This is a genomic window from Pseudomonas sp. GQ91 (genome assembly GCF_059758795.1).
The window spans coordinates 1-25,724 of the sequence record NZ_JCAXED010000025.1 but is presented as its reverse complement, the minus strand read 5'-3'; the positions used below and the strand labels follow the sequence as shown (position 1 = coordinate 25,724).

22 protein-coding genes, 4 tRNA genes, 1 pseudogene and 1 riboswitch are annotated in these 25,724 nt (G+C 56.8%); of the genes and pseudogenes, 21 read left to right on the top strand and 6 right to left on the bottom strand.

What is annotated here, in order from left to right:
• Window positions 1–139 precede the first annotated feature (139 nt).
• The 6 genes from aruF (at window position 140) to astE (ending at window position 6,530) form a co-directional block, all read left to right on the top strand.
• Window positions 140–1,159, top strand: a complete 1,020-nt coding sequence (gene aruF / locus AC6CIA_RS25665) for an arginine/ornithine succinyltransferase subunit alpha (RefSeq protein WP_498315885.1) — start codon at window positions 140–142, stop codon at window positions 1,157–1,159.
• A gap of 51 nt (window positions 1,160–1,210) precedes the next feature.
• The gene (astA, locus tag AC6CIA_RS25660) at window positions 1,211–2,236 is read left to right on the top strand and encodes an arginine N-succinyltransferase (protein ID WP_084379491.1); all 1,026 of its coding nucleotides are present in this window, start codon (window positions 1,211–1,213) and stop codon (window positions 2,234–2,236) included.
• Window positions 2,233–3,702 (top strand): succinylglutamate-semialdehyde dehydrogenase, encoded by a 1,470-nt coding sequence (gene astD / locus AC6CIA_RS25655; protein WP_498315898.1) that lies wholly within the window; start codon window positions 2,233–2,235, stop codon window positions 3,700–3,702. Before astA ends, astD begins: the two co-directional genes overlap by 4 nt.
• A gap of 152 nt (window positions 3,703–3,854) precedes the next feature.
• A complete protein-coding gene (gene astB / locus AC6CIA_RS25650; RefSeq protein ID WP_498315883.1) occupies window positions 3,855–5,201 on the top strand; it encodes an N-succinylarginine dihydrolase in 1,347 nt (448 codons plus the stop codon).
• A gap of 24 nt (window positions 5,202–5,225) precedes the next feature.
• Window positions 5,226–5,513, top strand: coding sequence for a hypothetical protein (locus AC6CIA_RS25645; protein ID WP_003175651.1), 288 nt, complete (start codon window positions 5,226–5,228; stop codon window positions 5,511–5,513).
• A 12-nt stretch (window positions 5,514–5,525) separates the two neighbouring features.
• Window positions 5,526–6,530, top strand: a complete 1,005-nt coding sequence (gene astE, locus AC6CIA_RS25640; RefSeq protein ID WP_498315881.1) for a succinylglutamate desuccinylase — start codon at window positions 5,526–5,528, stop codon at window positions 6,528–6,530.
• A gap of 131 nt (window positions 6,531–6,661) precedes the next feature.
• On the opposite strand, the gene AC6CIA_RS25635 is transcribed toward astE, so the two are convergent.
• Entirely contained in the window at window positions 6,662–7,171 is a 510-nt protein-coding gene (locus AC6CIA_RS25635) for a 6,7-dimethyl-8-ribityllumazine synthase (RefSeq protein ID WP_339528541.1), read from the bottom strand.
• A 112-nt stretch (window positions 7,172–7,283) separates the two neighbouring features.
• Window positions 7,284–7,453, bottom strand: a riboswitch (FMN riboswitch).
• A gap of 171 nt (window positions 7,454–7,624) precedes the next feature.
• Between AC6CIA_RS25635 and ltaE the strand changes: the two genes are divergently transcribed.
• The 8 genes from ltaE to mgtE all read left to right on the top strand — a co-directional run bounded on the left by ltaE (window position 7,625) and on the right by mgtE (window position 15,440).
• Window positions 7,625–8,629: a low-specificity L-threonine aldolase gene (gene ltaE, locus AC6CIA_RS25630; protein ID WP_498315879.1), complete on the top strand. Its 1,005-nt coding sequence runs from the start codon at window positions 7,625–7,627 to the stop codon at window positions 8,627–8,629.
• 146 nt (window positions 8,630–8,775) lie between these two features.
• Window positions 8,776–11,394, top strand: a complete 2,619-nt coding sequence (gene alaS / locus AC6CIA_RS25625; protein WP_498315877.1) for an alanine--tRNA ligase — start codon at window positions 8,776–8,778, stop codon at window positions 11,392–11,394.
• 97 nt (window positions 11,395–11,491) lie between these two features.
• A complete protein-coding gene (locus tag AC6CIA_RS25620) occupies window positions 11,492–12,733 on the top strand; it encodes an aspartate kinase (RefSeq protein WP_498315875.1) in 1,242 nt (413 codons plus the stop codon).
• Between the two features lie 186 nt (window positions 12,734–12,919).
• The gene (csrA, locus tag AC6CIA_RS25615; RefSeq protein ID WP_003178872.1) at window positions 12,920–13,108 is read left to right on the top strand and encodes a carbon storage regulator CsrA; all 189 of its coding nucleotides are present in this window, start codon (window positions 12,920–12,922) and stop codon (window positions 13,106–13,108) included.
• 62 nt (window positions 13,109–13,170) lie between these two features.
• Window positions 13,171–13,261: transfer RNA gene (locus AC6CIA_RS25610), tRNA-Ser, on the top strand.
• A 109-nt stretch (window positions 13,262–13,370) separates the two neighbouring features.
• A tRNA-Arg gene (locus AC6CIA_RS25605) sits at window positions 13,371–13,447 on the top strand.
• 72 nt (window positions 13,448–13,519) lie between these two features.
• Window positions 13,520–13,596: transfer RNA gene (locus AC6CIA_RS25600), tRNA-Arg, on the top strand.
• Window positions 13,597–13,997: 401 nt separating this feature from the next.
• The gene (mgtE, locus tag AC6CIA_RS25595) at window positions 13,998–15,440 is read left to right on the top strand and encodes a magnesium transporter (RefSeq protein ID WP_339528545.1); all 1,443 of its coding nucleotides are present in this window, start codon (window positions 13,998–14,000) and stop codon (window positions 15,438–15,440) included.
• A gap of 101 nt (window positions 15,441–15,541) precedes the next feature.
• Here the strand turns inward: mgtE and AC6CIA_RS25590 are convergent, their stop codons facing one another.
• The 3 genes from AC6CIA_RS25590 to AC6CIA_RS25580 form a co-directional block, all read right to left on the bottom strand.
• Window positions 15,542–15,868 carry an Arc family DNA-binding protein gene (locus AC6CIA_RS25590; protein WP_339528546.1) on the bottom strand — a complete coding sequence of 109 codons (327 nt, stop codon included), beginning with the start codon at window positions 15,866–15,868 and terminating at the stop codon, window positions 15,542–15,544.
• A 407-nt stretch (window positions 15,869–16,275) separates the two neighbouring features.
• Window positions 16,276–16,455, bottom strand: coding sequence for a PA3371 family protein (locus tag AC6CIA_RS25585; RefSeq protein ID WP_498315873.1), 180 nt, complete (start codon window positions 16,453–16,455; stop codon window positions 16,276–16,278).
• Window positions 16,456–16,482: 27 nt separating this feature from the next.
• Window positions 16,483–16,707 (bottom strand): hypothetical protein, encoded by a 225-nt coding sequence (locus AC6CIA_RS25580; RefSeq protein WP_498315871.1) that lies wholly within the window; start codon window positions 16,705–16,707, stop codon window positions 16,483–16,485.
• Between the two features lie 338 nt (window positions 16,708–17,045).
• Between AC6CIA_RS25580 and AC6CIA_RS25575 the strand changes: the two genes are divergently transcribed.
• The 3 genes and pseudogenes from AC6CIA_RS25575 (at window position 17,046) to AC6CIA_RS25565 (ending at window position 17,945) form a co-directional block, all read left to right on the top strand.
• Window positions 17,046–17,122: transfer RNA gene (locus tag AC6CIA_RS25575), tRNA-Arg, on the top strand.
• Window positions 17,123–17,583: 461 nt separating this feature from the next.
• Window positions 17,584–17,748 (top strand): annotated as a pseudogene (locus AC6CIA_RS25570) (recombinase family protein); the annotation flags it as partial.
• Window positions 17,715–17,945, top strand: coding sequence for a hypothetical protein (locus AC6CIA_RS25565; RefSeq protein WP_498315869.1), 231 nt, complete (start codon window positions 17,715–17,717; stop codon window positions 17,943–17,945). The pseudogene AC6CIA_RS25570 and the gene AC6CIA_RS25565, both read left to right, overlap by 34 nt.
• A 320-nt stretch (window positions 17,946–18,265) precedes the next feature.
• On the opposite strand, the gene AC6CIA_RS25560 is transcribed toward AC6CIA_RS25565, so the two are convergent.
• On the bottom strand, window positions 18,266–19,117 hold the full coding sequence (locus AC6CIA_RS25560) for a LysR family transcriptional regulator (protein WP_498315867.1): 852 nt from the start codon (window positions 19,115–19,117) through the stop codon (window positions 18,266–18,268).
• Between the two features lie 107 nt (window positions 19,118–19,224).
• On the opposite strand from AC6CIA_RS25560, the gene AC6CIA_RS25555 reads away from it, so the two are divergent.
• From AC6CIA_RS25555 to AC6CIA_RS25545, 3 genes are all read left to right on the top strand, one after another.
• A complete protein-coding gene (locus AC6CIA_RS25555) occupies window positions 19,225–19,935 on the top strand; it encodes a haloacid dehalogenase type II (RefSeq protein ID WP_498315866.1) in 711 nt (236 codons plus the stop codon).
• Window positions 19,936–20,222: 287 nt separating this feature from the next.
• Entirely contained in the window at window positions 20,223–21,605 is a 1,383-nt protein-coding gene (locus AC6CIA_RS25550) for an amino acid permease (RefSeq protein ID WP_498315865.1), read from the top strand.
• A gap of 252 nt (window positions 21,606–21,857) precedes the next feature.
• The gene (locus tag AC6CIA_RS25545) at window positions 21,858–22,598 is read left to right on the top strand and encodes an aldolase (RefSeq protein WP_498315864.1); all 741 of its coding nucleotides are present in this window, start codon (window positions 21,858–21,860) and stop codon (window positions 22,596–22,598) included.
• A 478-nt stretch (window positions 22,599–23,076) separates the two neighbouring features.
• Here AC6CIA_RS25545 and AC6CIA_RS25540 read toward each other — a convergent pair whose 3' ends face one another.
• Window positions 23,077–23,994, bottom strand: a complete 918-nt coding sequence (locus AC6CIA_RS25540) for a LysR substrate-binding domain-containing protein (RefSeq protein ID WP_498315863.1) — start codon at window positions 23,992–23,994, stop codon at window positions 23,077–23,079.
• A 151-nt stretch (window positions 23,995–24,145) separates the two neighbouring features.
• On the opposite strand from AC6CIA_RS25540, the gene AC6CIA_RS25535 reads away from it, so the two are divergent.
• Complete coding sequence (locus tag AC6CIA_RS25535; protein WP_498315862.1) at window positions 24,146–25,372, top strand: MFS transporter; 1,227 nt, start codon at window positions 24,146–24,148, stop codon at window positions 25,370–25,372.
• Window positions 25,373–25,724: the final 352 nt, after the last annotated feature.

The following is a 25,724-nucleotide window of genomic DNA, read 5'->3' as shown; positions in this document are numbered from 1 at the left end:
TCGCGAAAAACTCAAGGATGCCGCGTTCATCGAGAATGCGCGCGTTATCGTTGACGATCTTCGCGAGCACGCTCGCTCCTACAGGGAAAGGCGGTGTTTTGGCCCCCTGTTTTTTATTCTGGATTTAAGGAGTGACACCATGCTGGTGATGCGCCCCGCGCAAATGGCTGATCTGGGCGAGGTACAGCGTCTGGCCGCGGACAGTCCGATTGGTGTCACCTCCCTGCCGGATGATGTCGAACGTCTGAGCGACAAGATCGCCGCAAGCGAAGCATCCTTCGCCGCTGAAGTCAGTTTCAACGGTGAAGAAAGCTATTTCTTCGTGCTGGAAGACAGCGTCACCGGCAAGCTGGTGGGCTGTTCGGCCATTGTGGCCTCGGCCGGTTACTCCGAACCGTTCTACAGCTTTCGCAACGAAACTTTCGTACATGCGTCCCGTGAGCTGAAGATCCACAACAAGATCCACGTCCTGTCCCAATGCCATGACTTGACCGGCAACAGTCTGCTGACCAGTTTCTACGTGGTGCCGGAATTGGTCGGTTCGCCGTGGTCGGAACTCAACTCCCGTGGCCGGCTGCTGTTCGTCGCCAATCATCCCGAGCGTTTTGCCGATTCGGTGGTGACCGAGATTGTCGGCTACAGCGACGAGAACGGTGATTCGCCGTTCTGGGATGCCATCGGCCGTAATTTCTTCGATCTCAACTACGCCGCGGCCGAACGGCTGTGCGGGCTGAAAAGCCGCACCTTCCTTGCCGAACTGATGCCGCATTACCCGATCTACGTGCCGCTGTTGCCGGACGCCGCGCAGGAAGCCATGGGCCAGGTTCATCCGCGGGCGCAGGTCACCTTCGACATCCTGATGCGCGAAGGCTTTGAAACCGACCACTACATCGACATCTTCGATGGTGGCCCGACGTTGCACGCACGGGTCTCGGGTATCCGCTCGATTGCCCAGAGCCGCGTGGTGCCGGTGAAGATCGGCGAGATGCTCAAGGGTGTGGGTCGCCAGTACCTGGTCAGCAATGGTCAGTTGCAGGATTACCGTGCGGTGATGCTGGAACTGGACTACGCGCCGGGTAAACCGGTGACGCTGGACCTGGAAGCCGCCGAAGCCCTGGGCGTCGGTGAAGGTGCCAGCGTGCGCCTGGTAGCGGTTTAAAAGAGAGTTTCACGGGTGGCTTGGAATCAGCGGCCCGCTTGAGGAGATAGCATGATCGTTCGTCCCGTACGCAGCAGCGATTTACCGGCCCTGATTGATCTGGCGCGCAGCACCGGCACCGGCCTCACCACCTTGCCGGCCAACGAAGAGCGTTTGGCGCACCGGGTCGGCTGGGCCGAGAAAACCTTTCGCGGCGAAGCCGGACGCGGTGACGCGGACTACCTGTTCGTGCTGGAAAACGATGACGGCCGCGTGGTGGGCATTTCCGCCATCGCCGGTGCCGTCGGCCTGCGCGAGCCCTGGTATAACTTTCGGGTCGGCCTGACCGTCAGCGCTTCCCAGGAGTTGAACATCTATCGTGAGATTCCGACGCTGTTCCTCGCCAATGACCTGACCGGCAACTCCGAGTTGTGCTCGCTGTTCCTGCATGCCGATTACCGCAACGGCCTCAACGGCCGCATGTTGGCCAAGGCGCGGATGCTGTTTATCGCCGAGTTCCCGCAGTTGTTCGGCAACAAGATCATCGCCGAGATGCGCGGCATGTCCGACGATGCCGGGCGTTCGCCGTTCTGGGAAAGCCTGGGCCGACACTTCTTCAAGATGGAATTCAGCCAGGCCGATTACCTCACCGGCGTGGGCAACAAAGCATTCATCGCTGAACTGATGCCCAAGTTTCCGCTGTACACCTGCTTCCTTTCTCCGGATGCGCGCAACGTGATCGGCAAGGTCCACACCGACACCGAGCCGGCGCTGAGCATGCTCAAGAGCGAAGGTTTCAGCTACCAGGGTTACGTCGACATCTTCGACGCGGGCCCGGCGGTGGAATGTGAAACCACCAAGATCCGTGCGGTGCGCGACAGTCAGGCGCTGGTGCTGGCCATCGGCACGCCAGGGGACGACGCCACGCCGTTCCTGATGCACAACCGCAAGCGTGAGGATTGCCGTATTACCGCCGCCCCGGCGCGGCTGGCGGCCGGCACCCTGGTGGTCGATCCGTTGACCGCCAAGCGCCTGCAACTGGTGGCTGGTGATCAAGTACGTGGCGTACCGTTGTCCGCAGCCCGGGAGTCGAAATAATGAATTCGCTGTATATCGCAGGTAGCTGGCTGGCTGGCCAGGGTGAACGGATCGAGTCGCTGAACCCGGTGACCCAGCAAGTACTGTGGGCCGGCAACGGTGCTTCGGTCGAACAGGTCGAGTCAGCCGTGCAGGCCGCGCGCCAGGCATTTTCGGCCTGGGCCAGGCGTCCGCTGGAAGAACGTATCAGCGTGCTCGAAGCCTTTGCCAATACGCTGAAAAGCCGTGCCGATGAAATCGCCCGCTGCATTGGCGAGGAAACCGGCAAGCCACTGTGGGAATCGGCGACAGAAGTCACCAGCATGGCCAACAAGATCGCGATCTCGGTACAAAGCTACCGCGAACGCACCGGCGAGAAGAGCGGCCCGCTGGGCGACGCCAGCGCTGTGTTGCGCCACAAACCACACGGCGTGGTGGCGGTGTTCGGCCCCTACAACTTTCCCGGTCACCTGCCGAACGGGCATATCGTCCCGGCCTTGCTGGCGGGCAATACCGTGCTGTTCAAACCCAGCGAACTGACGCCGAAAGTCGCCGAGTTGACGGTGCAGTGCTGGGTCGAAGCCGGCCTGCCCGCCGGTGTATTGAATTTGCTGCAAGGCGCACGGGAAACCGGGATTGCGTTGGCGGCCAACCCGGGTATCGACGGGTTGTTCTTTACCGGTTCCAGTCGTACCGGTAACCACCTGCACCAGCAGTTCTCGGGGCGGCCGGACAAGATCCTGGCGCTGGAGATGGGCGGCAACAACCCGCTGGTGGTGGACGAAGTCGCGGACGTGGATGCGGCGGTCTACACCATCATCCAGTCGGCGTTTATTTCCGCTGGCCAGCGTTGCACCTGTGCCCGTCGCCTGCTGGTGCCGCAAGGCGCGTGGGGCGACGCCCTGTTGGCGCGCCTGGTCGCCGTGAGTTCGACGATTGAAGTCGGCGCGTTCGATCAGCAGCCGGCACCGTTCATGGGCTCGGTGATTTCCCTCGGCGCGGCCAAGGCGTTGATGGACGCCCAGGCGTTGCTGCTTGCCAATGGCGGCGTGGCGCTGCTGCAGATGACCCAGCCTCAGGCGCAGGCGGCGTTGCTGACGCCAGGCATCATCGATGTGAGCGCTGTTGCCGAGCGTGCTGACGAAGAACTGTTCGGCCCGCTGCTGCAAGTGATCCGCTACAGCGATTTTGCAGCGGCGATTGTCGAGGCCAACAACACCCAATACGGTTTGGCGGCAGGTGTGCTTTCGGATTCCGAAGCGCGCTATCAGCAGTTCTGGCTGGAAAGTCGGGCCGGCATCGTCAACTGGAACAAGCAGCTGACCGGCGCGGCGAGCACTGCGCCGTTCGGTGGCGTCGGGGCGTCGGGCAACCATCGCGCCAGCGCGTATTACGCGGCGGATTATTGCGCGTACCCGGTGGCCTCGTTGGAGACCCCGAGCCTGGCAGTCCCGGCCACGCTGACGCCGGGTATAACGCTGATCTAAATGTGTGGGAGGGGTTTGCTCCCGATAGCTGTCTGTCAGTTGATGCATCAGGTGACTGATCCAGCGCTATCGGGAGCAAGCCACCTCCCACAATGAATCTGTGGTGTGCTGAAGATTGCCTATAAAAAACAGATGTTCGTGGAGCCTCGCCGATGAAATCCTGTGAAGTCAATTTTGACGGTCTAGTGGGGCCGACTCATAACTATGGCGGCCTGTCCTACGGCAATGTCGCGTCCCAGAGCAACAGCCAGCAATCTTCCAATCCGAAGGAAGCGGCGTTGCAAGGCCTGGCGAAAATGAAGGCCTTGATGGAAATGGGCTTCGTGCAAGGTGTGCTGGCACCCCAGGAACGTCCTGATGTGGCGGCCTTGCGCAACCTCGGTTTTGCCGGCACTGACGCACAGGTGATCGAGCAAGCGGCCAAGCAAGCGATGCCGTTGCTGGTCGCCAGTTGCTCGGCGTCGAGCATGTGGGTGGCCAATGCCGCCACCGTCAGCCCGAGCGCCGACACCGCCGACGGCCGTGTGCATTTCACCGCCGCCAACCTCAACTGCAAATACCACCGCAGCATCGAACACCCGACCACCAGCCGTGTGCTGGGGGCAATGTTTGCCGATCAGCAGCACTTCGCGCACCACGCCGCGTTGCCGGCCGTGGCGCAGTTCGGTGACGAAGGGGCGGCCAACCACACGCGCTTCTGCCGTGATTACGGCGAGGCCGGCGTCGAGTTTTTCGTGTTCGGACGCAGTGCCTTTGACACGCGTTACCCGGCCCCGCAAAAGTACCCGGCGCGCCAGACCCTGGAAGCCTCCCAGGCTGTTGCGCGGCTGCACGGTCTCAGCGATGACGGCGTGGTGTTTGGCCAGCAGAACCCTGCAGTGATCGATGCCGGCGTGTTCCACAACGACGTGATCGCGGTGGGCAACGGTGAAGTGCTGTTCTACCACGAGGACGCGTTCCTCGATACTGAGCAGATGCTGGCGCAATTGCAGGGCAAGCTCGGCAAGTTGGGAGGCAACTTCCAGTCGATCTGCGTGCCACGCTCCCTGGTGGGCGTCGAGGACGCGGTGCGTTCCTATCTGTTCAACAGTCAGTTGCTGACCCGCCCTGACGGCACGATGTTGCTGATCGTGCCGGAAGAGTGTCGCAACAACGAACGTGTCTGGCAGTATCTGCGAGGCTTGACCGCTTCCGGCGGCCTGATTCGCGAAGTCAACGTCTTCGACCTCAAGCAAAGCATGCAGAACGGCGGTGGACCGGCCTGTCTGCGCCTGCGGGTGGCGCTGAATGAAACTGAACTGGCGGCGGTCAATCCAGGGGTTATCATGACGCCACCGCTGTACGACACCCTGACCCAATGGGTCGACAAGCATTACCGCGACAGCCTGCGCGAGACTGACCTGGCTGACCCGCAGTTGTTGCTTGAGTGCCGGACGGCATTGGATGAACTGACGCAAATCCTTAAACTGGGCTCGGTTTATCCTTTCCAGATCAATTAATGCCCACCGGCTGAGAGCTATTTTATGACCGACACCCTGAAACTGATTCTTGAAGACACCGACGGCACGCAACTGGAAACCTCCTGCACCCGCGTCGCGGTGGTCTGGCAGGGCAAGGAAATCTGGATCCAGCACGACGGCCGTGGCCAACTGCTGATCGGTGTCGACGTGGAAGAAGGCGATGCCGAATACGCCAACCTGCTGATGCGCCCACTGGCCACCAACCTGATGAGCCTGCAGTTGGAAATGGAACCGGCCGACGTTGAAGGCGATGACGACGATCACGTCCACGGCCCAGGCTGCAACCACTAAGGAAGCTGCTTTATGCTCGCCCTCGGCAAACTGCTTGAACTGACCCTCGCCGGTCGCGAACCGGCGCAAAAAATTCAACTGACTGTCGACGGCGTGCAACTGCGCTGGCTCAGCGAGGGTGCGCTGGAAGTGCGGCCACCCGAGGCGCGGGACAACGGCAGCGACCTGCTGCTGTCGTCCGGCATCCATGGCAACGAAACCGCGCCGATCGAACTGCTCGACCGCCTGTTGCATGGCATCGCCCGTGGGGAAATCAAACCGCGTACCCGTATTCTGTTCCTGTTCGGTAACCCCGAGGCAATACGCCGCGGCGAGCGTTATCTCGAACTTGACGTCAACCGGCTCTTCAACGGTCGGCATGAAAAAAACATCGGCCCGGAAGCCATTCGCGCTGCCGACCTGGAGCAGTTGGCGCGCAACTTTTTCAGCCTGCCAGGCCGCAGCCGCTTGCACTACGACCTGCACACGGCCATTCGTGGTTCCAGAATTGAACAGTTCGCCCTCTACCCGTGGAAAGACGGACGCAAGCATTCGCGCCATGAACTGGCGCGTCTGCGCGCGGCCGGCATGGAAGCGGTATTGCTGCAGAACAAGCCCTCGATCACGTTCACGGCCTTCACCTACGAGCAGCTGGATGCCGAGTCGTTCACCCTGGAGCTGGGCAAGGCCCGGCCGTTCGGACAAAACCAGGGCGTTAACGTGTCCCGCCTGGAAACCCGTCTGCAACAGATCATCGAAGGCAACGAGCCGGTTACCGACAGCCTGGACGGTTTGCAACTGTTCAGCGTGGCGCGGGAAGTGATCAAGCACAGCGATGCCTTCCTGATGCACCTGCCGGTGGACGTGGAAAACTTCTCGCCGTTGGAGAAGGGCTATCTGTTGGCCGAGGATCTGGCCAAGACCCGCTGGGTGATCGAGGAGGAGGGCGCGCGAATCATCTTCCCCAACCCGAAGGTGAAGAACGGTCTGCGTGCCGGGATACTGATTGTGCCGACGACGGATGCCGGCCTGGTCTGAACTAAAGGTCGATCACAACCCAATGTGGGAGCGGGCTTGCTCGCGAATGCGCTGGATCAGTCAACCTATTCGGTGACTGACACCCTGCATTCGCGAGCAAGCCCGCTCCCACATGTGTTTGTCGGTGTTGCTTAAACCGCTACCGCCCGAGGCTCGTTGCGACGCAGCGCACGAATCTTGTTCAGGGTGTCGGCGCAGGTTCTTGCCGCTTCTTCGCCCTTGTGCACGAAGTGCTCGAAGAAGAAGGTCTGGTGCTCGACGCCCGCGTGGAAATGATGCGGGGTCAGGGACACGGAGAACACCGGTACTTCGGTCTCCAGCTGAACCTGCATCAGGCCGCTGACGACCGATTGGGCGACGAACTCGTGGCGATAGATCCCGCCGTCCACCACCAGCGCCGCGGCGACAATGCCGGCATAACGGCCAGATTTGGCCAGCAGCTTGGCGTGCAGCGGCATCTCAAAGGCGCCGCCGACTTCGAAGAAGTCGATATCCGACTCCTGATAGCCCTGGGCGATCATTTCGGCGAGGAAACCTTTACGGCTCTGATCGACAATATCCTTGTGCCAGCAGGCCTGGATAAACGCGACGCGCTCGCCGTGGTGGTTTTTGCTTTTACTGTCGATTGCGGTGGGTTGCATGTTCTGACTCCTGTTTAAGAAAAAAACAGGGCGTTATGAATCGAATGGGATTCAAGGGGGCGAATCACTGCGTCATGCAAGCATGCGACAGCGTGCGGCCCTTGGATGGCAATCCCGTTCTCTCTTCATCCGGACTATGACCGTCGGCCCCGGAATCACACCGGGTCTGCTGACCTTGGCGCCGTCCTGCACAAGCAGTTCGAGGTGCCAAGCGCTCGCGGGCTATGCGCATTGCGCGCAATTACCGCCGGTGGGGAATTACACCCCGCCCTGAGAACGTTGCCGCCAGAATCCTGGCAGCGGTGAGTTTTTAACACGCTTTTCAAAAAACTGCACGGCTGCCGTATCGATTAACTATATCGGTTTGTTTGGTGGGTATTCAGTTTTCCCTTGCGGGGGTGAGCTTGATATCGTGGGCAAAAGGGCTGACCGAAACCGTTAGAGGCAAGTGTGATGAGCGTGATTGACCTGCGTAGCGACACCGTGACCCAACCTACCCCCGGCATGCGCGAGGCCATGGCGAATGCCGCCAGCGGGGATGATGTCTACGGCGAGGATCCCAGCGTCAATCAGTTGGAAGCCGAACTGGCCCGTCGCCTGGGGTTTGCGAGTGCGTTGTTCGTCCCCACGGGCACCATGAGCAACCTGTTGGCGTTGATGGCCCACTGCGAGCGGGGCGAGGAGTACATCGTCGGCCAGCAGGCCCACACCTATAAGTACGAGGGTGGCGGTGCGGCCGTGCTGGGCTCGATCCAGCCCCAGCCTCTGGACGTGCAGGCCGATGGTTCGCTGGACCTGGCCCAGGTGGCAGAAGCGATCAAGCCCGATGATTTCCATTTCGCCCGTACCCGGCTGCTGGCACTGGAAAACACCATGCAGGGCAAGGTCTTGCCGCTGTCGTACCTGGCGGCTGCACGGGCGTTCACCCGCGAGCACGGCCTGGCCCTGCATCTGGACGGTGCGCGTCTGTACAACGCGGCAGTCAAGCTGGGTGTGGATGCCCGGGAGATAACGCAGCACTTCGACTCGGTGTCGGTCTGCCTGTCCAAGGGCCTCGGTGCCCCCATCGGCTCGGTGTTGTGCGGTTCCAGTGAGTTGATTGCCAAGGCGCGTCGTCTGCGCAAAATGCTCGGTGGCGGTATGCGCCAGGCGGGCTCGCTGGCGGCGGCCGGACTGTATGCGCTTGACCATCAGGTCGAGCGCCTGGCCGAAGACCATGCCAACGCCCAATGGCTGGGCGCGGAATTGCGCAAGGCCGGTCATACGGTCGAGCCGGTGCAGACCAACATGGTCTATGTACAGGTCGGGGATCAGGCTCAGGCCTTGCAACGCTTTGCCGCTGCGCGCGGGATCACGTTGAGTGCCGCCTCGCGCCTGCGAATGGTCACGCACCTGGACGTCAGTCGGGCGCAGATCGAGCAGGTTGTCGCGACATTCGTCGAGTTTTCCCGAAAATGACAGTGCAGACCGTCTAATTGACTGTTTCTATCGCATAAACACGCTGTACCACCGGCAAAGGGCCGATATAATGCGGCCCTTTGCCGTCGCTCCGTCTGATGATGTTGCGCACTGGCCTTTGGCCGCAGCCTCCGTGGAAGAACCTAATGAAAAGCGCAGAAATCCGTGAAGCCTTCCTTCGCTTCTTCGAAGAGCAAGGTCACACCCGTGTCTCCTCCAGCTCCTTGATCCCAGGCAATGACCCAACCCTGCTGTTCACTAACGCGGGGATGAACCAGTTCAAGGACTGCTTCCTGGGCCAGGAGAAGCGCGCCTATACCCGCGCCGTCAGCAGTCAGAAGTGCGTACGCGCCGGTGGTAAGCACAACGACCTGGAAAACGTCGGCTACACCGCCCGTCACCACACTTTTTTCGAAATGCTCGGCAACTTCAGCTTTGGCGATTACTTCAAGCAAGACGCGATCAACTTTGCCTGGACCTTCCTGACTGGCGTGCTGAAACTGCCGAAGGAAAAACTCTGGGTCACCGTCTACGCCAGCGATGACGAAGCCTACGACATCTGGACCAAGCAGGTCGGCGTCCCGGCCGAGCGCATGGTGCGTATTGGCGACAACAAAGGTGCGCCGTACGCTTCCGACAACTTCTGGACCATGGGCGATACCGGCCCGTGCGGTCCTTGCACCGAGATCTTCTATGATCACGGCGCCGACATCTGGGGCGGCCCACCCGGCTCGCCGGAAGAAGACGGCGACCGCTACATCGAGATCTGGAACAACGTGTTCATGCAGTTCAACCGCACCGCCGATGGCGTGTTGCACCCGTTGCCAGCGCCGTCGGTCGACACCGGCATGGGCCTGGAGCGGATCAGCGCGGTGATGCAACACGTTCACTCCAACTACGAAATCGACCTGTTCCAGAGCCTGCTGGCCGCGGCCGCCAAGGCCATTGGTTGCAGCAACGAAGACCAGGCCTCGCTCAAGGTCGTGGCTGACCACATCCGTTCCTGCGGCTTCCTGATTGCCGACGGCGTTTTGCCGTCCAACGAAGGTCGCGGTTATGTGCTGCGTCGGATCATTCGTCGCGCCTGCCGCCACGGCAACAAGCTGGGCGCCAACGGCAGCTTTTTCTATCAGATCGTTGCGGCCCTGGTGGCCGAGATGGGCGATGCCTTCCCGGAACTCAAGCAAAACCAGGCGCACATCGAGCGCGTGTTGAAGGCTGAAGAAGAGCAGTTCGCCAAGACCCTGGAGCAGGGCCTGAAAATCCTCGAGCAAGACCTCGCCAGCCTGCAGGGCAGCGTGGTGCCGGGCGATGTGGTGTTCAAACTCTACGACACCTACGGTTTCCCGATGGACCTGACCGGCGACATCGCCCGTGAGCGCAACCTGACCCTCGACGAGGAAGGTTTCGAGCGCGAGATGGAAGCCCAGCGTGTGCGTGCACGTTCGGCCAGTTCGTTCGGCATGGACTACAACAGCCTGGTCAAGGTTGACGTGGCCACCGAATTCACCGGCTACAAGGCCACCAGCGGTTCGGCCAAAGTGGTTGCCCTCTATAAGGAAGGCCAGTCGGTTGACGTATTGAGTGAAGGCGATGAAGGCGTTGTGGTCCTCGACCAGACCCCGTTCTACGCTGAGTCCGGTGGCCAGATTGGCGACTGTGGTTTCCTCAAGGCGGCTTCCGGGCGTTTTGATGTGCGTGACACCACCAAGACCGGCGGCGCGTTTCTGCACCACGGTGTGTTGGCATCGGGCAGCCTGACCGTTGGTTCGCCGGTGGAGACTCAGGTCGACGCTGACGTGCGCCACGCCACTTCGCTGAACCACTCGGCGACGCACCTGCTGCACGCCGCGCTGCGCCAGGTATTGGGCGAGCACGTGCAGCAGAAAGGTTCCTTGGTCGACAGCCAGCGCCTGCGTTTCGACTTCAGCCACTTTGAAGCGATCAAGCCTGAGCAGATCAAGGCCCTGGAAGACATCGTCAACGCTGAAATTCGCAAGAACACCGCCGTTGAAACCGAAGAAACCGACATTGAGACCGCCAAGGCCAAGGGCGCCATGGCGCTGTTCGGCGAAAAATACGGCGACAGCGTGCGCGTGTTGAGCATGGGCGGCGATTTCTCGGTGGAGCTGTGTGGCGGCATTCACGCCAACCGCACCGGCGACATCGCCCTGCTGAAAATCATCAGCGAAGGCGGTGTGGCCTCCGGTGTGCGTCGTATTGAAGCGGTGACCGGGGCTGCGGCCCTGGCCTATCTCAATGCGGCCGAAGAACAACTCAAGGAAGCGGCTTCGCTGGTCAAAGGCAGCCGCGACAACCTGATCGACAAGCTCTCTGCGGTACTGGAGCGCAACCGTCAGTTGGAGAAACAACTGGAGCAGCTGCAAGCCAAGGCTGCCAGCGCGGCGGGCGACGATCTGTCGGCTTCGGCGCTGGACGTCAAGGGTGTGAACGTCCTGGCTGCACGCCTGGACGGCCAGGATGGCAAGGCGCTGTTGGCCCTGGTCGACCAGTTGAAGAACAAACTCGGCCGCGCAGTGATCCTGCTCGGCAGTGTCCACGAGGAAAAGGTCGTGCTGGTTGCTGGTGTGACCAAAGACCTGACTGGCCAACTCAAAGCCGGTGATTTGATGAAACAAGCTGCCGCGGCAGTGGGCGGGAAGGGCGGTGGTCGTCCGGACATGGCGCAAGGCGGTGGTGTTGATGCCGGTGCCCTGGACGCGGCCCTGGCGCTGACCGTTCCGTTTGTCGAGGCAGGTATTTAAGGCGCTGTTAATCGGCCCATGGTCTAGTCATGGGCTCGATCGGCTGCTGGAAGATTTGTTTATTGGGCGCCCCTTTACGGGCTGAGGCGGCTTAGAAATGGCTTTGATCGTACAGAAATTCGGAGGCACCTCGGTCGGCTCTGTCGAAAGAATCGAGCAGGTGGCCGACAAGGTTAAGAAATTCCGCGATGCCGGCGATGACCTGGTAGTGGTGTTGTCTGCCATGAGCGGCGAGACCAATCGTCTGATCGATCTGGCCAAGGCAATCAGTGGCGATCAGCAACCGCTTCCTCGTGAACTGGACGTGATTGTGTCCACGGGCGAGCAGGTGACCATTGCCCTGTTGGCGATGGCGCTGAACAAGCGTGGGGTGCCGGCGGTGTCCTACACTGGGAGTCAGGTGCGCATCCTGACCGACAGCGCGCACACTAAGGCGCGCATCCTGCAGATTGATGATCAGAAGATTCGTGCTGATCTGAAGGAAGGTCGGGTCGTGGTTGTCGCCGGTTTCCAGGGTGTGGACGAGAACGGCAACATCACCACGCTCGGTCGTGGCGGCTCGGACACCACCGGGGTGGCGCTGGCGGCGGCTCTCAAGGCTGACGAATGCCAGATCTACACCGATGTAGATGGTGTTTACACCACCGATCCGCGCGTGGTGCCCGTGGCTCAGCGCCTGGACAAGATCACCTTCGAAGAGATGCTGGAAATGGCCAGCCTCGGTTCCAAGGTGCTGCAGATTCGTGCGGTGGAGTTCGCCGGCAAGTACAACGTTCCGCTGCGCGTATTGCACAGCTTCAAGGAGGGTCCGGGTACCCTCATTACTATTGATGAAGAGGAATCCATGGAACAGCCGATCATTTCCGGCATCGCTTTCAACCGCGATGAAGCCAAGCTGACGATCCGTGGCGTGCCAGACACTCCGGGCGTGGCCTTCAAGATTCTGGGTCCCATCAGCGGCGCGAACATTGAAGTCGACATGATCGTGCAGAACGTTGCGCACGATAACACCACGGACTTCACCTTCACCGTGCATCGCAATGAATACGATGCGGCGGAACGGATCCTGAAAAATACCGCCCGCGAAATCGGTGCCCGTGAAGTGGTGGGCGATACCAAGATCGCCAAGGTTTCGATCGTCGGTGTCGGCATGCGCTCCCACGCGGGTGTTGCCAGCCGCATGTTTGAGTCCCTGGCCAAGGAAACCATCAATATCCAGATGATCTCCACCTCGGAAATCAAGGTTTCGGTAGTCATCGAAGAGAAATACCTGGAATTGGCCGTGCGCGCGCTGCATACCGCGTTTGAACTGGATGCGCCTGCCCGACAGGGTGAGTGATGCAATGCCAGGAAGGCGCGGTTGATCCGCGCCTTTCATTTTTTTGCCGGGTGGGTGTAGGGACCTGTTCTTTTACGCGTGCTCGACAATACTTAGGCAGATAAGGCTATGACCGTCTGGTTGTAGGTCGAATGCCTTTTTTTTGCAGACTGTTGTCCCTGAACTGAAATGCGTGAGGAGAAAGGCATGCTGATTCTGACTCGTCGATGCGCAGAAAGCCTGATTATTGGTGATGGCGAAATCACCGTGACCGTGCTCGGCGTCAAAGGCAATCAAGTACGGATCGGGGTTAATGCCCCGAAAGAGGTGGCTGTCCACCGTGAGGAAATCTACCTGCGGATCAAGAAAGAGAAGGACGACGAACCAAGCCATTAATTTTTATCGTTTTTTATGTTTGCAAACGGGGATGAAGCTGGTTAATATACGCCCCGTGTTGCGGAGAGCTGGCCGAGTGGCCGAAGGCGCTCCCCTGCTAAGGGAGTACACCTCAAAAGGGTGTCGGGGGTTCGAATCCCCCGTTCTCCGCCATTATTTGCTTAGTACGTTGCAATCTGGGTTTTTTCGGTAAGTTGTTGAAATTACTAGAAAAAATAGCTTTACATAGAGATTGAACGGCCTATAATGCGCGGCAACAAATGCACTCGTAGCTCAGCTGGATAGAGTACTCGGCTACGAACCGAGCGGTCACAGGTTCGAATCCTGTCGAGTGCACCATTTAAGAGTTAGTTGCAGTGATGCAGGTAGCTTTGCTTCAGCCAGTTGTGATCTGGTATAAAAACACAACCTGCACTCGTAGCTCAGCTGGATAGAGTACTCGGCTACGAACCGAGCGGTCACAGGTTCGAATCCTGTCGAGTGCACCATACAAACAAAAAGCCCGCCTAGTGCGGGCTTTTTGCCGTCTGGAGTATTTGTTTGGCGGCGCTGGCGTTCGGTCAACAGCGTCGCCTGCCCAACACCGTCTTGTGGCAAGTCCCGGCCTTCACCTTTTTCTTGCGCGCCATGTGTTTTCTCCGGGGCCTGGGTCGTCGCAGTTTCATAAGTTTGAGCGAAACTCAGCTTTACTTCGCAAGCGCTTGTTCTTTCCAGTTTTTTAACGTTTAAAACGGCCGGGCGGTGTATCATTGCGCTCGTCAGCCCCGCCGGGGCTTGTGGAATACCTCCATGGACTTACCCAGTAGTTACTCAGTACCCCGTTTTACCAATCATGAATTGACTGATTGATCCTTCCGGCGTGCCCCGCTGCTGGGAGTGGAGTTCGCCTATGACCGAAGTAGAAGTAAAGAAAACCCAAGAAAGCCTGCAGGATCGCCTGGCTCAAGTCGTTGAGCTGCTGCAGCGCCAGCGTGTGGTTGAAGACCTGACCCATCGCCAGGAAGGTCCTCACCAGGATCGGGTCGAGAACCTGGTCCACCGGCAAAATCTCGTCGAGCTGCAGCGCAAGCTCGATGACCTGCACTCCGCCGACGTCGCCTATATCCTTGAAGCCTTGCCGCTGGATGATCGTCTGACCCTTTGGCAGTTGGTCAAGGCGGACCGCGACGGCGACATTCTCCTCGAAGTATCCGACTCGGTACGTGAAACGCTGATCGCCGACATGGACGATCACGAGCTGCTGGCGGCCGCCAAGGAAATGGACGCCGACGAACTGGCCGACCTCGCGCCTGAGCTGCCGCGTGATGTTGTCCATGAGCTGATGGAGACCCTTGACGGTCAACAGCGTGAGCGCGTTCGCTCCGCGTTGTCCTATGACGAGGATCAGGTCGGCGCGCTGATGGACTTCGAAATGGTGACCATCCGTGAGGATGTGAGCCTGGAAGTGGTTCTGCGTTACCTGCGTCGGCTCAAGGAGTTGCCGGGCCACACTGACAAACTGTTCGTGGTCGACTACGAAGGTATTCTCAAGGGCGTGCTGCCGATCAAGCGTCTGCTGGTCAATGACCCGGACAAGCAGGTCGCCGAGGTCATGGCCAGCGATCCGGTGAGTTTTCACCCGGATGAAGATGCCTATGATGCTGCCCAGGCGTTCGAGCGCTATGACTTGATCTCGGCCCCGGTGGTCGACAAGAACGGCAAGCTGATCGGTCGTTTGACCATCGATGAAATGGTCGACCTGATTCGTGAGGAAAGCGAAAGCGAAGTCCTCAACATGGCGGGTCTGCGTGAAGAGGAAGATATTTTTGCGTCAGTCTGGAAATCCCTGCGCAACCGCTGGGCGTGGCTGGCAGTGAACCTGATTACAGCATTTGTTGCTTCTCGTGTAATCGGCCTGTTTGAAGGTTCAATCGAGAAGTTGGTGGCATTGGCTGCGCTGATGCCGATCGTTGCCGGGATTGGCGGCAACTCCGGCAACCAGACGATTACCATGATCGTGCGGGCGATGGCGCTGGACCAGGTGAGTACGGGGAACACCTCGCGGCTGATGCGCAAGGAATTGGCCGTAGGCCTGATCAACGGTCTGGTGTGGGGTGGGGTGATCGGTGTGGTTGCCTACCTGCTTTACGGCAGTTGGTCCCTGGGAGTGGTGATGACGGCCGCGATGACCCTCAATCTGTTGCTGGCAGCCTTGATGGGGGTGTTGATCCCGATGACCCTGGCGCGCCTTGGTCGCGACCCGGCAATGGGCGCCAGTGTGATGATCACCGCTGTGACCGACAGCGGTGGCTTCTTCATCTTCCTCGGGCTGGCAACCATCTTCCTGCTCTGAACCCTTCCTGCGCAGCCGATGAGGCTGCGCAGTTCACGTGCCAGTCAAATTCCAGGCAAGAAAAAGCCAGCACAAGGCTGGCTTCAGCTTTCAATTGCCGGTTATTCGGCTTCTGCGGCTGCCTCAACGTCATGGGCAATCAGCGACACAAGCGCATTTTGCTGACGGTGAGAGAGCTGACGGAAACGTTGCAGCAGTTCGCGTTCATGCAGTGACAACTCCGGGCTGTCCAGTCGCATGCTCAACTCGTCGCCCAGCGCGCCTTCCTGAATAAGGCTTTGCTCCATGCGCGCGATGATTTCGGAGTTCATGCTGCGATGATGATTGCGAGCCACCTCGGCAATGCGTTCCCGCATTCCGTCTGGCAGACGTACGACGAACTTGTCAGCCGTACGGCTGGAATAAATTGCCTGTTTCAATGGGCGCATATATTTAACCGGTTAGTTCAGGGGAGCGGTTTTTGGGATTGGCCGCAACATGTGTGTTAGGACAAGGCTTGCTGCCAAATGTTCAACCCGAATTGCAAAGAGGCCGCATCATGCCTCAAATCCGCCGGTTCACTGGCGTCAATTCTGTGACAAATATTGAACCGGATACAGGCTTTATGCCAGCACTGCTTTTCAAATTTGCGGACTGGTTGGAAAATTTTTCGCGCGCTACTCGGCCGATGCTCGAGTCGCATGTGCCCAATCAGAAAGCGGGGCTGGGACGCCCATCGTATAGCAATGCCGACCTTCGTCTTTCATTTTAAGACTAGTGGCAAATTGCCGATTTGCTCGGGAGGGTGTCTTCAGGCAGGGCGCCGGAAGGGCAGGGTCCTGGCGGGAGAAAGCGATCAACGCAATACGGGATCGAACTTGAAGCGTCTCCCGGCGATGAGGGCCAGTACGCCAGTCGCAGCAAATATGCCGCTGGCCACAAAGGCAGCGATCTGCATGCCATGCGACGTTGTATCGAGGCCCAAAAGGCCGGTGGCCAAGGCTAAGGTAAAAAGCAGCCAGGCTGGCTTGGTCATGAATCGCTCCGGTAAAACAAAACGGTGTCAGAAAACCCAGTGTTCAGAAACATTCGCCGACGGTGTGCCGTGCGTCAGGCGCGTCGATGATCGATCATTGACGGTCATGATCGCCAGCTGTGGTCGCTGCTGGGTGTAGTGGCTGCCTGTCTGGCGGGTCTGTGCCATGTCGTCGCTGCCCGTGCCCTGGAAGTGGAAGACCAGCAAGGTGGCCAACGCCAGTGAATTCAGGAGCAGGAGCGTGCTGTTCATCGGTGTGGACCCCTTTTTATCGCATTGCCAGACAGTGGTGTAAGTATACCTATTGCAGCTGTCATGCCAGCGCATGTTTTTTTAATAAACCCTTTAAAAACAATAAGATATGTTGATTATAAACGCATGGCCCGTTGCAGTTTGCAATGAGGCTCACTTGGAGTAGTGCATTTTGCACGATGGCACCGTGCGCAGGCCTGATACCCAACCGTACGGCTCACCTGATTGATGTAAAAACCGACCTGCGAAAAGCTGACGGACGACATGACAAAACTCACCTTGGCCGTTAACATGCACGCCGTCTGTCGCAACGCCTGTGAAGGGCGCGACTGTCATTTGTCCCAGTAGCTCAATTGGATAGAGCATCCCCCTCCTAAGGGGAAGGTTGGCCGTTCGAACCGGCCCTGGGACACCATATTTTATGGGCTCTTCAGCTAAATCTGAGTTGCCCCAGCCAAGCCCGTGGGTGCATAGCGGGTGCAGCAGCGGACCTTTCAGGGCTCGTTTTGCGTCTATGACCCTTCCTCCATCGTCTTTGTAAACATTGCCTACACTCGAGATTGCCGAGAATGACCTCGCGCTCGATTGGGGTGTTTCCACGTTGACTATCAACATCGCGATCGCCACATACGACGCCTCGATGAACCCCCAATAGACGGGCTGCCTCTGCCACAGGCCTATGCTCTTCGGCAATCAGGTGTCGCGCATGACTGATCTGTTCCGGTGTGAGTAGCGGTTTGGCTCTTCGCTCATCCATGTCGGGACTGGCATTCGCCGGCCTTCTACATCCTTGACGCTTTTGGCCGGGATTCCAACTTCGGGCTTGTTAGCTTCGCTTGAGTGCGGTTCAGCTCATAAGGGCGGCCGTTGCCAGGGGCTCAGGGCATCGAAAAGGCCAGGGCCGCCGGCAAGTACCAGGGCCGGCCGACAGACGAGGATCTGCACAAGCGTGTGAAGGAGTTACTGGCGGCAGGTCTTGGAGTGCGCGCCGCAGCTCGACACGCCTCATGCTCAACCACGACGGAACCGGGGCCACAGTAACCCTTAAGAAAGCGGTAAGGGTGGAAGATTTGGAAATGATGGCGGTGACGGTAAAGGCGGTGGTGGCGGGCGATGCCCAAGCCTTATTGACAGTTCGCGTTGAGAAGAAGACAGCGCCGGCCAGATCATATGAACACTCGATAGCTTCATCTCTCGCAGGTCCTTTTTATGCTGATCACGCCGAAGGGCAACCTTGAAAAAAGAAGGGCTATGGTCGATGTCGATTTCAGCAATGCTAGGGATACCCTCTCTACTCAGCCTACACGGCTTGCCTCACTATGAAAGGGAGTCGTCATGGCCCAGTAGCACGACGTATATTGAACAACCGATTAAGCTACCTAGGCTAGACGTGCGAAATCGCTCGACCAGCACCGATCATGCATCCCGTAAAGCATCTTCGACCGCAAGATTGATCACTTGCTCGATCATACGGCCTTGGTTGTAATGCTCATTGCAAATGGCGAAAAGCGAGGGCTCCTCCCCCACCGCTTTGTAGATGTCCAGTAGCGTAACTGCCTCAAGATCGCAGGACCTGCTCAATTAGAAAATCAGCGACGATTTTCTGAGCGTTGGTCAGTACTCTGCCGGCCCCTATCAATGCCAGCTCTGTCGGAGGCGGGGCGCCAAGGCCCAATTCTGCAGAGACAATCCTATGGTCCGAACGTATCGCATTGCCAGGCAACAGGCTTAGGCCAATATTGGCGGAGACCGCGGCCTGAATGCTCGTCAAGCTTGGAGATGCGAACGCGATTCGCCACCGCTTGCCGGCAAGCTCAAGGGCTCGGATGGCCCGTTCTCTGTACAGGCATCCTGGTGCATACACCACTAGCGGAATGACTTCCTGCTCCAATAGCAGGTTAGCGCCAGCGACCCAGCTTAAATTCTCCGGCCATGTAGCAACTGCTTCCCCTTTCCCCATGTTGCGCTTCACCATGGCCAAGTCTAGCTCGCGGCGTTCCATCTGGGAGATCAGGTTGATGCTTAAACCATTCGATATGTCGAGCCTAATGCCCGGAAACCGCTCATTGAAGCCGGTGATGAGGCTGATTAGCTGATCAATCGGGAAATCCTCCGGGATGCCAAGGCTGACCACGCCGCGACTCTCAGCGCAACTCATCATGTCTCCAACTTCCCGAGCGAGCCCTACCAATCGCCGCGCGTAGCCCAGCAGACGCTCGCCGTCCTCGGTGAGTTGGATCGACCTACAAGCCCGTTGGCGAACGAGTAGCGCACGGCCGACCTGATCCTCCAGCTTCTTGATCTGCTGACTGACAGTCGATTGAGTGCGATTCACTCGATCACCTGCACGGGTGAACCCTCCCGAATCAACGACAGAGACGAAAGTTTGCAAAAGGGCGAGATCGATCATGGCTATTAATCCGATTCTTAAATTACTTTTCGAGAATAATTTAATTTTCAAATCTTTAAAAGCTCAGTGATGATGAACCGTTACCAACCACCTAGGATGCTATTTTTATGTCTCTTCAAGGTTTTGCAAAACCCGAGTGGCTTACCTTCGATTGCTACGGCACCCTGATCCAGTGGGACGAGGGACTGCTGGATTACGTCCGCGAGCTCCTCCGCCAAAAAGGGATTACTCAGCGTGAGGAGGAATTTCTGCGCATATACGATGAATACGAACACGGCTTGGAGCAGCAGCCATGCTTCTTGCGTTTCCGGCAGGTGGCCGAGGAATCACTTCGCAGCACCCTGAGGGATTTAGAAGTCAGCTACGAGGGAGGAGAGGCCAATGCGTTTGTCGAGCGAATCGGGCTCATGCCACCTTTTGCAGAGGTAGTGCCGACGCTCAGATGGTTTAAGGAGCAGGGCTTCAAACTGTGCATTGTCTCCAACACCGACGACGACATCATCGCCGGAAATGTCGCACAGCTAGAAGGGCTCATTGATAGGGTTATCACCGCTCAGCAGGCTCAAGCGTATAAGCCCAATCCGCGCCTTTTCGATTACACGCACGAGCAGCTTGGTGTGGAGCGCTCCCAAGTCCTTCACATCTGCGCCAGTCCCCATCTTGATCTGGTAGCGGCGCGAGATATGGGCTTCCACTGTATTTGGATAGACCGAGGCACGAAGCGTAAGCCCATTCCAGATTATCAACCTGACGCCGTTTTCCCGAAGCTGGATTCGGTTCGCAGTCTGTTTGAGCAGCTTGGTTGGGCTCGTTCCTAAGCTCGCGTTTATAGAGCGTCTAAACGAGGCTCTAGGCCGTCGGAAGAGAAGTTTCAATCTTGGCACCCATAATCAGTGCTGTTACTCCAGCCTCTGGGCTGTGACGCGTAAGGTCCTCTATATGTCCCCTATTGCACAACGCAATTTTCTAAGACAAGGCGTAGATACAACAAAAATAGATATTGGGCCATGCGCAATAACTAAAAGGCTCTTGTTAAGGGGCTAGTCTTATTCGGTGCCCCCCCCTTGAACTGCCTCCGCTAAACAACAATATAATGGAGACGACCATGGAAATTATAAATAAGCCCTCACACTTGAAGGGAGTACTTAAAACTAGACATGTAAGCATGCTAGCTCTTGGGAGCGCTCTCGGTGCCGGTCTGTTTGTGGGATCGAGTACGGTAATTGCTTCCACCGGCCCTGGTGCTTTCATTACCTATGCCTTGACAGGAATCATCGTGGCATTGGTGATGCGGATGCTCGGCGAAATGGCGGCAGCGCATCCTACAACAGGATCTTTTGTAGAATACGCCCGCTTGGCGTTCGGCCGTCCAGCTGCCTATATGACCGGTTGGTTGTATTGGTACTTCTGGGTAATTGTTGTTGGTTTCGAGGCCGTGGTGGGTGGCCAGATCATCAATGCGTGGCTGCCTGATATTCCAGTGTGGGTTATCGCTCTGGGCTTGATGATCGGGATGACCTTGCTCAACTTACTGTCTGTTCGCTCCTTTGGGGAAGCTGAGTACTGGTTTGCAGGCATTAAAGTTGTAGCTATCCTGGTATTCATAGGCGTTGTAATTTATTTCATATTCGGTGACAAGTCGAACTCGACCGTTAGCTTAAGTAATTTGACACAACATGGTGGTTTTCTACCTCACGGCGTTGGATCATTATTTGCAGGAGTGGTAGTAGTTATCTTTTCTATGACTGGCATGGAAGTTGCTACTCTTGCCGCAGCAGAATCAGACAATCCTTCGCGCAATATTCAAAAAGTCGCTAACGCCGTAATCTTCCGCATCATGATTTTCTATGTTTTAGCTGTATTCCTCATTGTTGTGGCGCAGCCCTGGACCGACATCACAGTGGGTAAATCTCCTTTCGTAACTACGCTTGAGCATATTGGCATCCCTGGAGCTGGCACTATACTCACCGCGGTAATTTTGGTGGCTGTGCTTTCAGTTTTAAATGCTGGTCTTTATACGGCTTCTCGTGTCTTGTTCATCTTGGCATCGAACGATGAAGCTCCTCGCTCAATGGCTACCCTTAACCGTAAGGGTGTTCCGGTCCGTGGCGTCATTGCGTCAACGTTGGTGGGATATGGATGTGTCATCATTGCGGCACTCTGGCCCGATACGGTTTTTCAGTTCCTCATCAACTCTTCCGGTACTGTGTTCCTCTTCGTCTATCTGATGATCTGTCTGTCTCAGCTGAAGTTGCGCAGTAAATGGGTGTCGCAGGGGACTCTTAAGTTTGCTGTATGGGGACATCCGTGGGTGCCTATGATTGTTATCGCGGCCATTGTAGCGGTCCTGGTAAGCATGGCATTGGACCCGGTTCTGCAGATCAGCCTCCTCCAATGTGGGATCACTATCGTTGCCTTGGCCGTCTGCTATCTAGTACGCGGTGGGAAAAAAAATCAGTTCTCGGTCGTTCCCGAAAAAAAGACTTAACGCAGCGAGCTAATAAGTCTTCACTAAACGCAAACTGGTTTGTAGTGTAACCGAAAATTACAGCGTGGAGCCGCCCTGTAGATTGTAAGAATCGGATGCCAGGAATGATGGGGTCGCGAGACCCCATAAATCGCTAGGCGACCGCCATTTCAGATCTTAGTGCGGCGATAGGTATGGTGGGACCAGTAAACTGATCATCATTTTACGTGCGCCATTGGGAAGTCGTTCAACAATGTATAACGGAGATGCATTATGAGAAATTCTACAGACCTTGGAAAAGAGATTTTTTTGGAAAGTAGCGTGGTTCAACTTAGGGGGGATCTAGCGCTCGCTCTTCGTGCCGCGGCATATCATGGCTTCGGCGAAGGGGTTTGTAATCACTTTAGTATTGCACTGCCTCATCGGCCTGACCTGTTTCTATTGAATCCCAGGGGTTTGATGTGGGAAGAGATTCAAGCGGATGACATCGTTATCGTTGACGGCGACGGGAATAAAATTGCGGGGCATCATGAAATCGAACCAACGGCGATGTTCATACATGCAGCTATTCATAGGATTACTAAAAAGTCATGTGTGCTTCATTCGCACATGCCTTACGCATCCGCACTTAGCTTAACCGTAAACTGTGGTTTGGATACCACTCTTTCTCAAAATGCTATGCGATTCCATAATAGAATAGTTATGGATAGAAAATACAACGGCTTTGCTTTAGATCATTCAGAGGGAGAGCGCATTGCAAATGCAATGGCCGGAGCAGACATAGTATTCTTAGGAAATCACGGCGTTGTAGTATGTAATAATCGAATTGATTACGCATATGACGATTTGTATTTTTTAGAAAGAGCTTGCAGCGCTGAGGTACTCGCACGCTCTACAAGACTCGATTTAGCGACGGTCAGCGAGGATATATGTGAAAAAGTCGCCATGCAGCTTGATAGCGAGCGTCTTCAGTCAGAGCTATTTTTCAAAGCATTAGGTCGAAAACTCAGCTAATAGCGCAGCGCTTCGCATTTGATAAAAGCCGGGGCAGCCCGGCTTTTCTATTGCCCCAGCTTCCATACGAGTAGAAATGTTCAGTATTTTTAGGTGAATCCGACGTTTTGAAGTAACAGGAGGGCTCTATGTGTTAACGCCAACGCTGAATTGACCCACGTGCTGACGTGGGATTAACCCAACCTCAAGTCAACAAAAATCCAGTAAAAGTAGCGGTTCGCAAGGAGTCTCCCCGGGTCAGTGATATCTCAGCAACTGGGTCAATTCGGCGCTGGCGCCAACACACAATATCGCCCAGGTCTTTGAGCTGCACGCTTTTCGCTGCGGCGACAATCGATTACCTTCCTATCGAAGCAGTCGATCATGGAGGACAGGTACACCTTTGCGCCGCATCCCCAATGCAGAGAGGATTTACTGATGATCAGATGTCCGTATCCGTTAGCGACAGAGAAGACAGCGTGCTCACAAAGCTTCCATTTTATACACCTCTTCCCACCCGCTCGACCAAGAAGTCGATGAGCGACCTCACGGCAGGAAGAAGACCTCGTGACGCAGTGAAAGCTAAGTAGATAACCTCTTCGGACACCTGCCAGTCTGGCCAAAGTTGGACCAGCTCTCCTGATTTAAGGTCCGACTCACACAGCTGTTCCAGCAACACAGCAACGCCGATGCCGCTGCGTGCAGCGGCGAGTAATGCCGGAACGCTGCGACATATCAGCCTGGGCTCATGCTCTAAAGAAAACGCGGTATTCCCAGGACCGGTAAATTTCCAGGCCTTATGCGATACCCATGCTACCAGCGGGTCCGCCATAGCAATGGTTGGCGCCTGCTCAAGCGATTTGATATCGCGCTTCAAACCCATTGTGGCAGCCAATGATGGGCTGGCTACGATGATTTTCCGGGTCTTTCCCAGCATCCGGATTTTCAGGCCAGTCTCTGTCTCGTCTTCTAGGCGGCCGCGCGAACGTATCGCCACATGAACGTGCTCGTCAACCAGGTCGACACGACGATTGGTCGCGAGCACATGAAGTCTTACCAGCGGATACCGCACGAGGAACTCGGGTAGCAGAGCACCTATGGAGACATCCAGTAGGCCGGTGGGGCAGCTCAGGCGAACGGTGCCTTCTGGTACAGATTTCGCTTTGCAGACGATCCCCTTCGCATTTTCTGCTTCCCGCAGCATTATCCGACAGCGATCGTAGAATGCCTTGCCTAGTTCAGTAACTTGAAACCGGTGCGACGTGCGCTCAATGAGGCGTACGCCTAATCGCTCTTCCAGCCGAGCAACACGGCGGCTCAACTTTGACTTTGGGGTCTGCAAGGCGCGGCCAGCGGCAGCATACCCGCCGTGCGCCACCACCTGGGTGAAATAAAAGTAATCGTTGAGATCATCCACAACACAAACTCGCAGCTTTGCGTTCCTTTTATAGAACGCTAGGATCGATTTATACCCCATTTCCCTCATTACGTTCCATAAGTATAGTTCCGCTGACCAACTGACGTTGGACCACCGTCGTGATCAGCTACTACTCATCTAGGACTTAATCATGTCGCACTGTTCAGATAACTCCGCCGGCTCCGCGCGAGCGCCATCAGAAAGTGAAGACACAAGCGCTTCTCCTGCTTGGGCTGCTGTTGGCTCGTTGGCCCTGGGTGTCTTCAGTATGGTGACATCTGAATTTCTACCCGCGAGTCTTTTGACACCCATCGCCCGTGACTTGGGAATTTCCGCCGGTGTGGCGGGACAGACGGTGACTGTCACTGCTCTCGTCGCGGCGTTGGCGGCTCCGCTGATCGTCCTAATGACGGCCAGACTCAACCGACGCTTTGTTGTTTGGGGCCTAACGCTGCTGATCGTGCTAGCAAACCTGCTGGCAGCAGTGGCTCCCAATGTAGGAGTGCTGTTGTTAGCCAGAGTGGGAATGGGAATCTCACTTGGGGGTACATGGGCCTTGGCTGCCGCATTGGTCATGCGACTGGTCCCCCCCAACCTGCTTCCCAGAGCGACCGCTCTTGTATTTGGTGGCATCGCCGCCGCAACGGTTTGCGCGCCATCGTTGGGTGCCTATTTTGGAGACCTATGGGGTTGGCGAGCCGCTTTCCTACTGGTGACATGTCTGGGCCTTCTTGCGCTCGTCATTCAACTATTTGCAATGCCTTCCATGGACCCCCAACCATCCGCAGGCTTCAGAACTTTTGGGGTGCTCCTACGTCGACGCGACATCCAGATTGGATTCATCACCGTATTGCTTGTCTTCTCTGGGCATTTTGCTGGGTTTACTTACTTGCGGTTATACCTGGAGCAAGTGCCGCGGCTGGAAATTAAAGAACTTTCTCTGGTGCTGCTGGTGTTTGGTATTGGAGGGCTGCTAGGCAACTTTGCGGGAGGATTTATCGCGGAACGTAGCGTCAGAATGTCTATTTTTCTGTCATCGATACTGTTGTCACTTTCTACTTTTACATTTCTTCCTTATGGATCATTAACCCCTATCGTTTTTGTTGCTGTCGGGCTTTGGGGTATCGCCTTTGGGGCTTTGCCTGTCGGTACTCAGATTTGGACGACGCAGTCAGGTGCCGATCATGCAGAGAGTGCGGGTGCTTTGCTGGTGACTACAACCCAGGGGGCCATCGCTGTTGGCGCAGTCATCGGTGGGCTCCTGGTCAATGGGCTCGGAATATATGCCGTCATCGGGTATTGCTCTCTCGCGGCCCTTATCGGCGGAATCACCATGTTCCTCGGCGGGCATCGACCGTTTGATAAGGTTGCCCCTTAATTCGGACGTTCGCAGCATGCTTGGCTAGGGCACGAGGCATAGGCGCAGGTCTTTGCCTCACTCATCGAGGCCTCCCTCCCTCTCGTCAAAATCAATTTGTCTCAGTGGGCAACAGCCAGGTTAGATTGGGAATTGTTCTGTAGTGTATGCCATGGTCATGACCTCGAAACCAAGCAGCAAAAAATTGACCCACCGATGACTCAGCATCAGTGTAAGCAATGCAGTCATACCTTCTCGAGGAATGAGGACGGCCAGCAATTCGCGCATGCAACCGTAGAATTTCTTGACTGATCATTTCATGCGCTCAAGGCTGTGCAGAAGACCTCAACAGCCCACCATGCAAACAGACTTT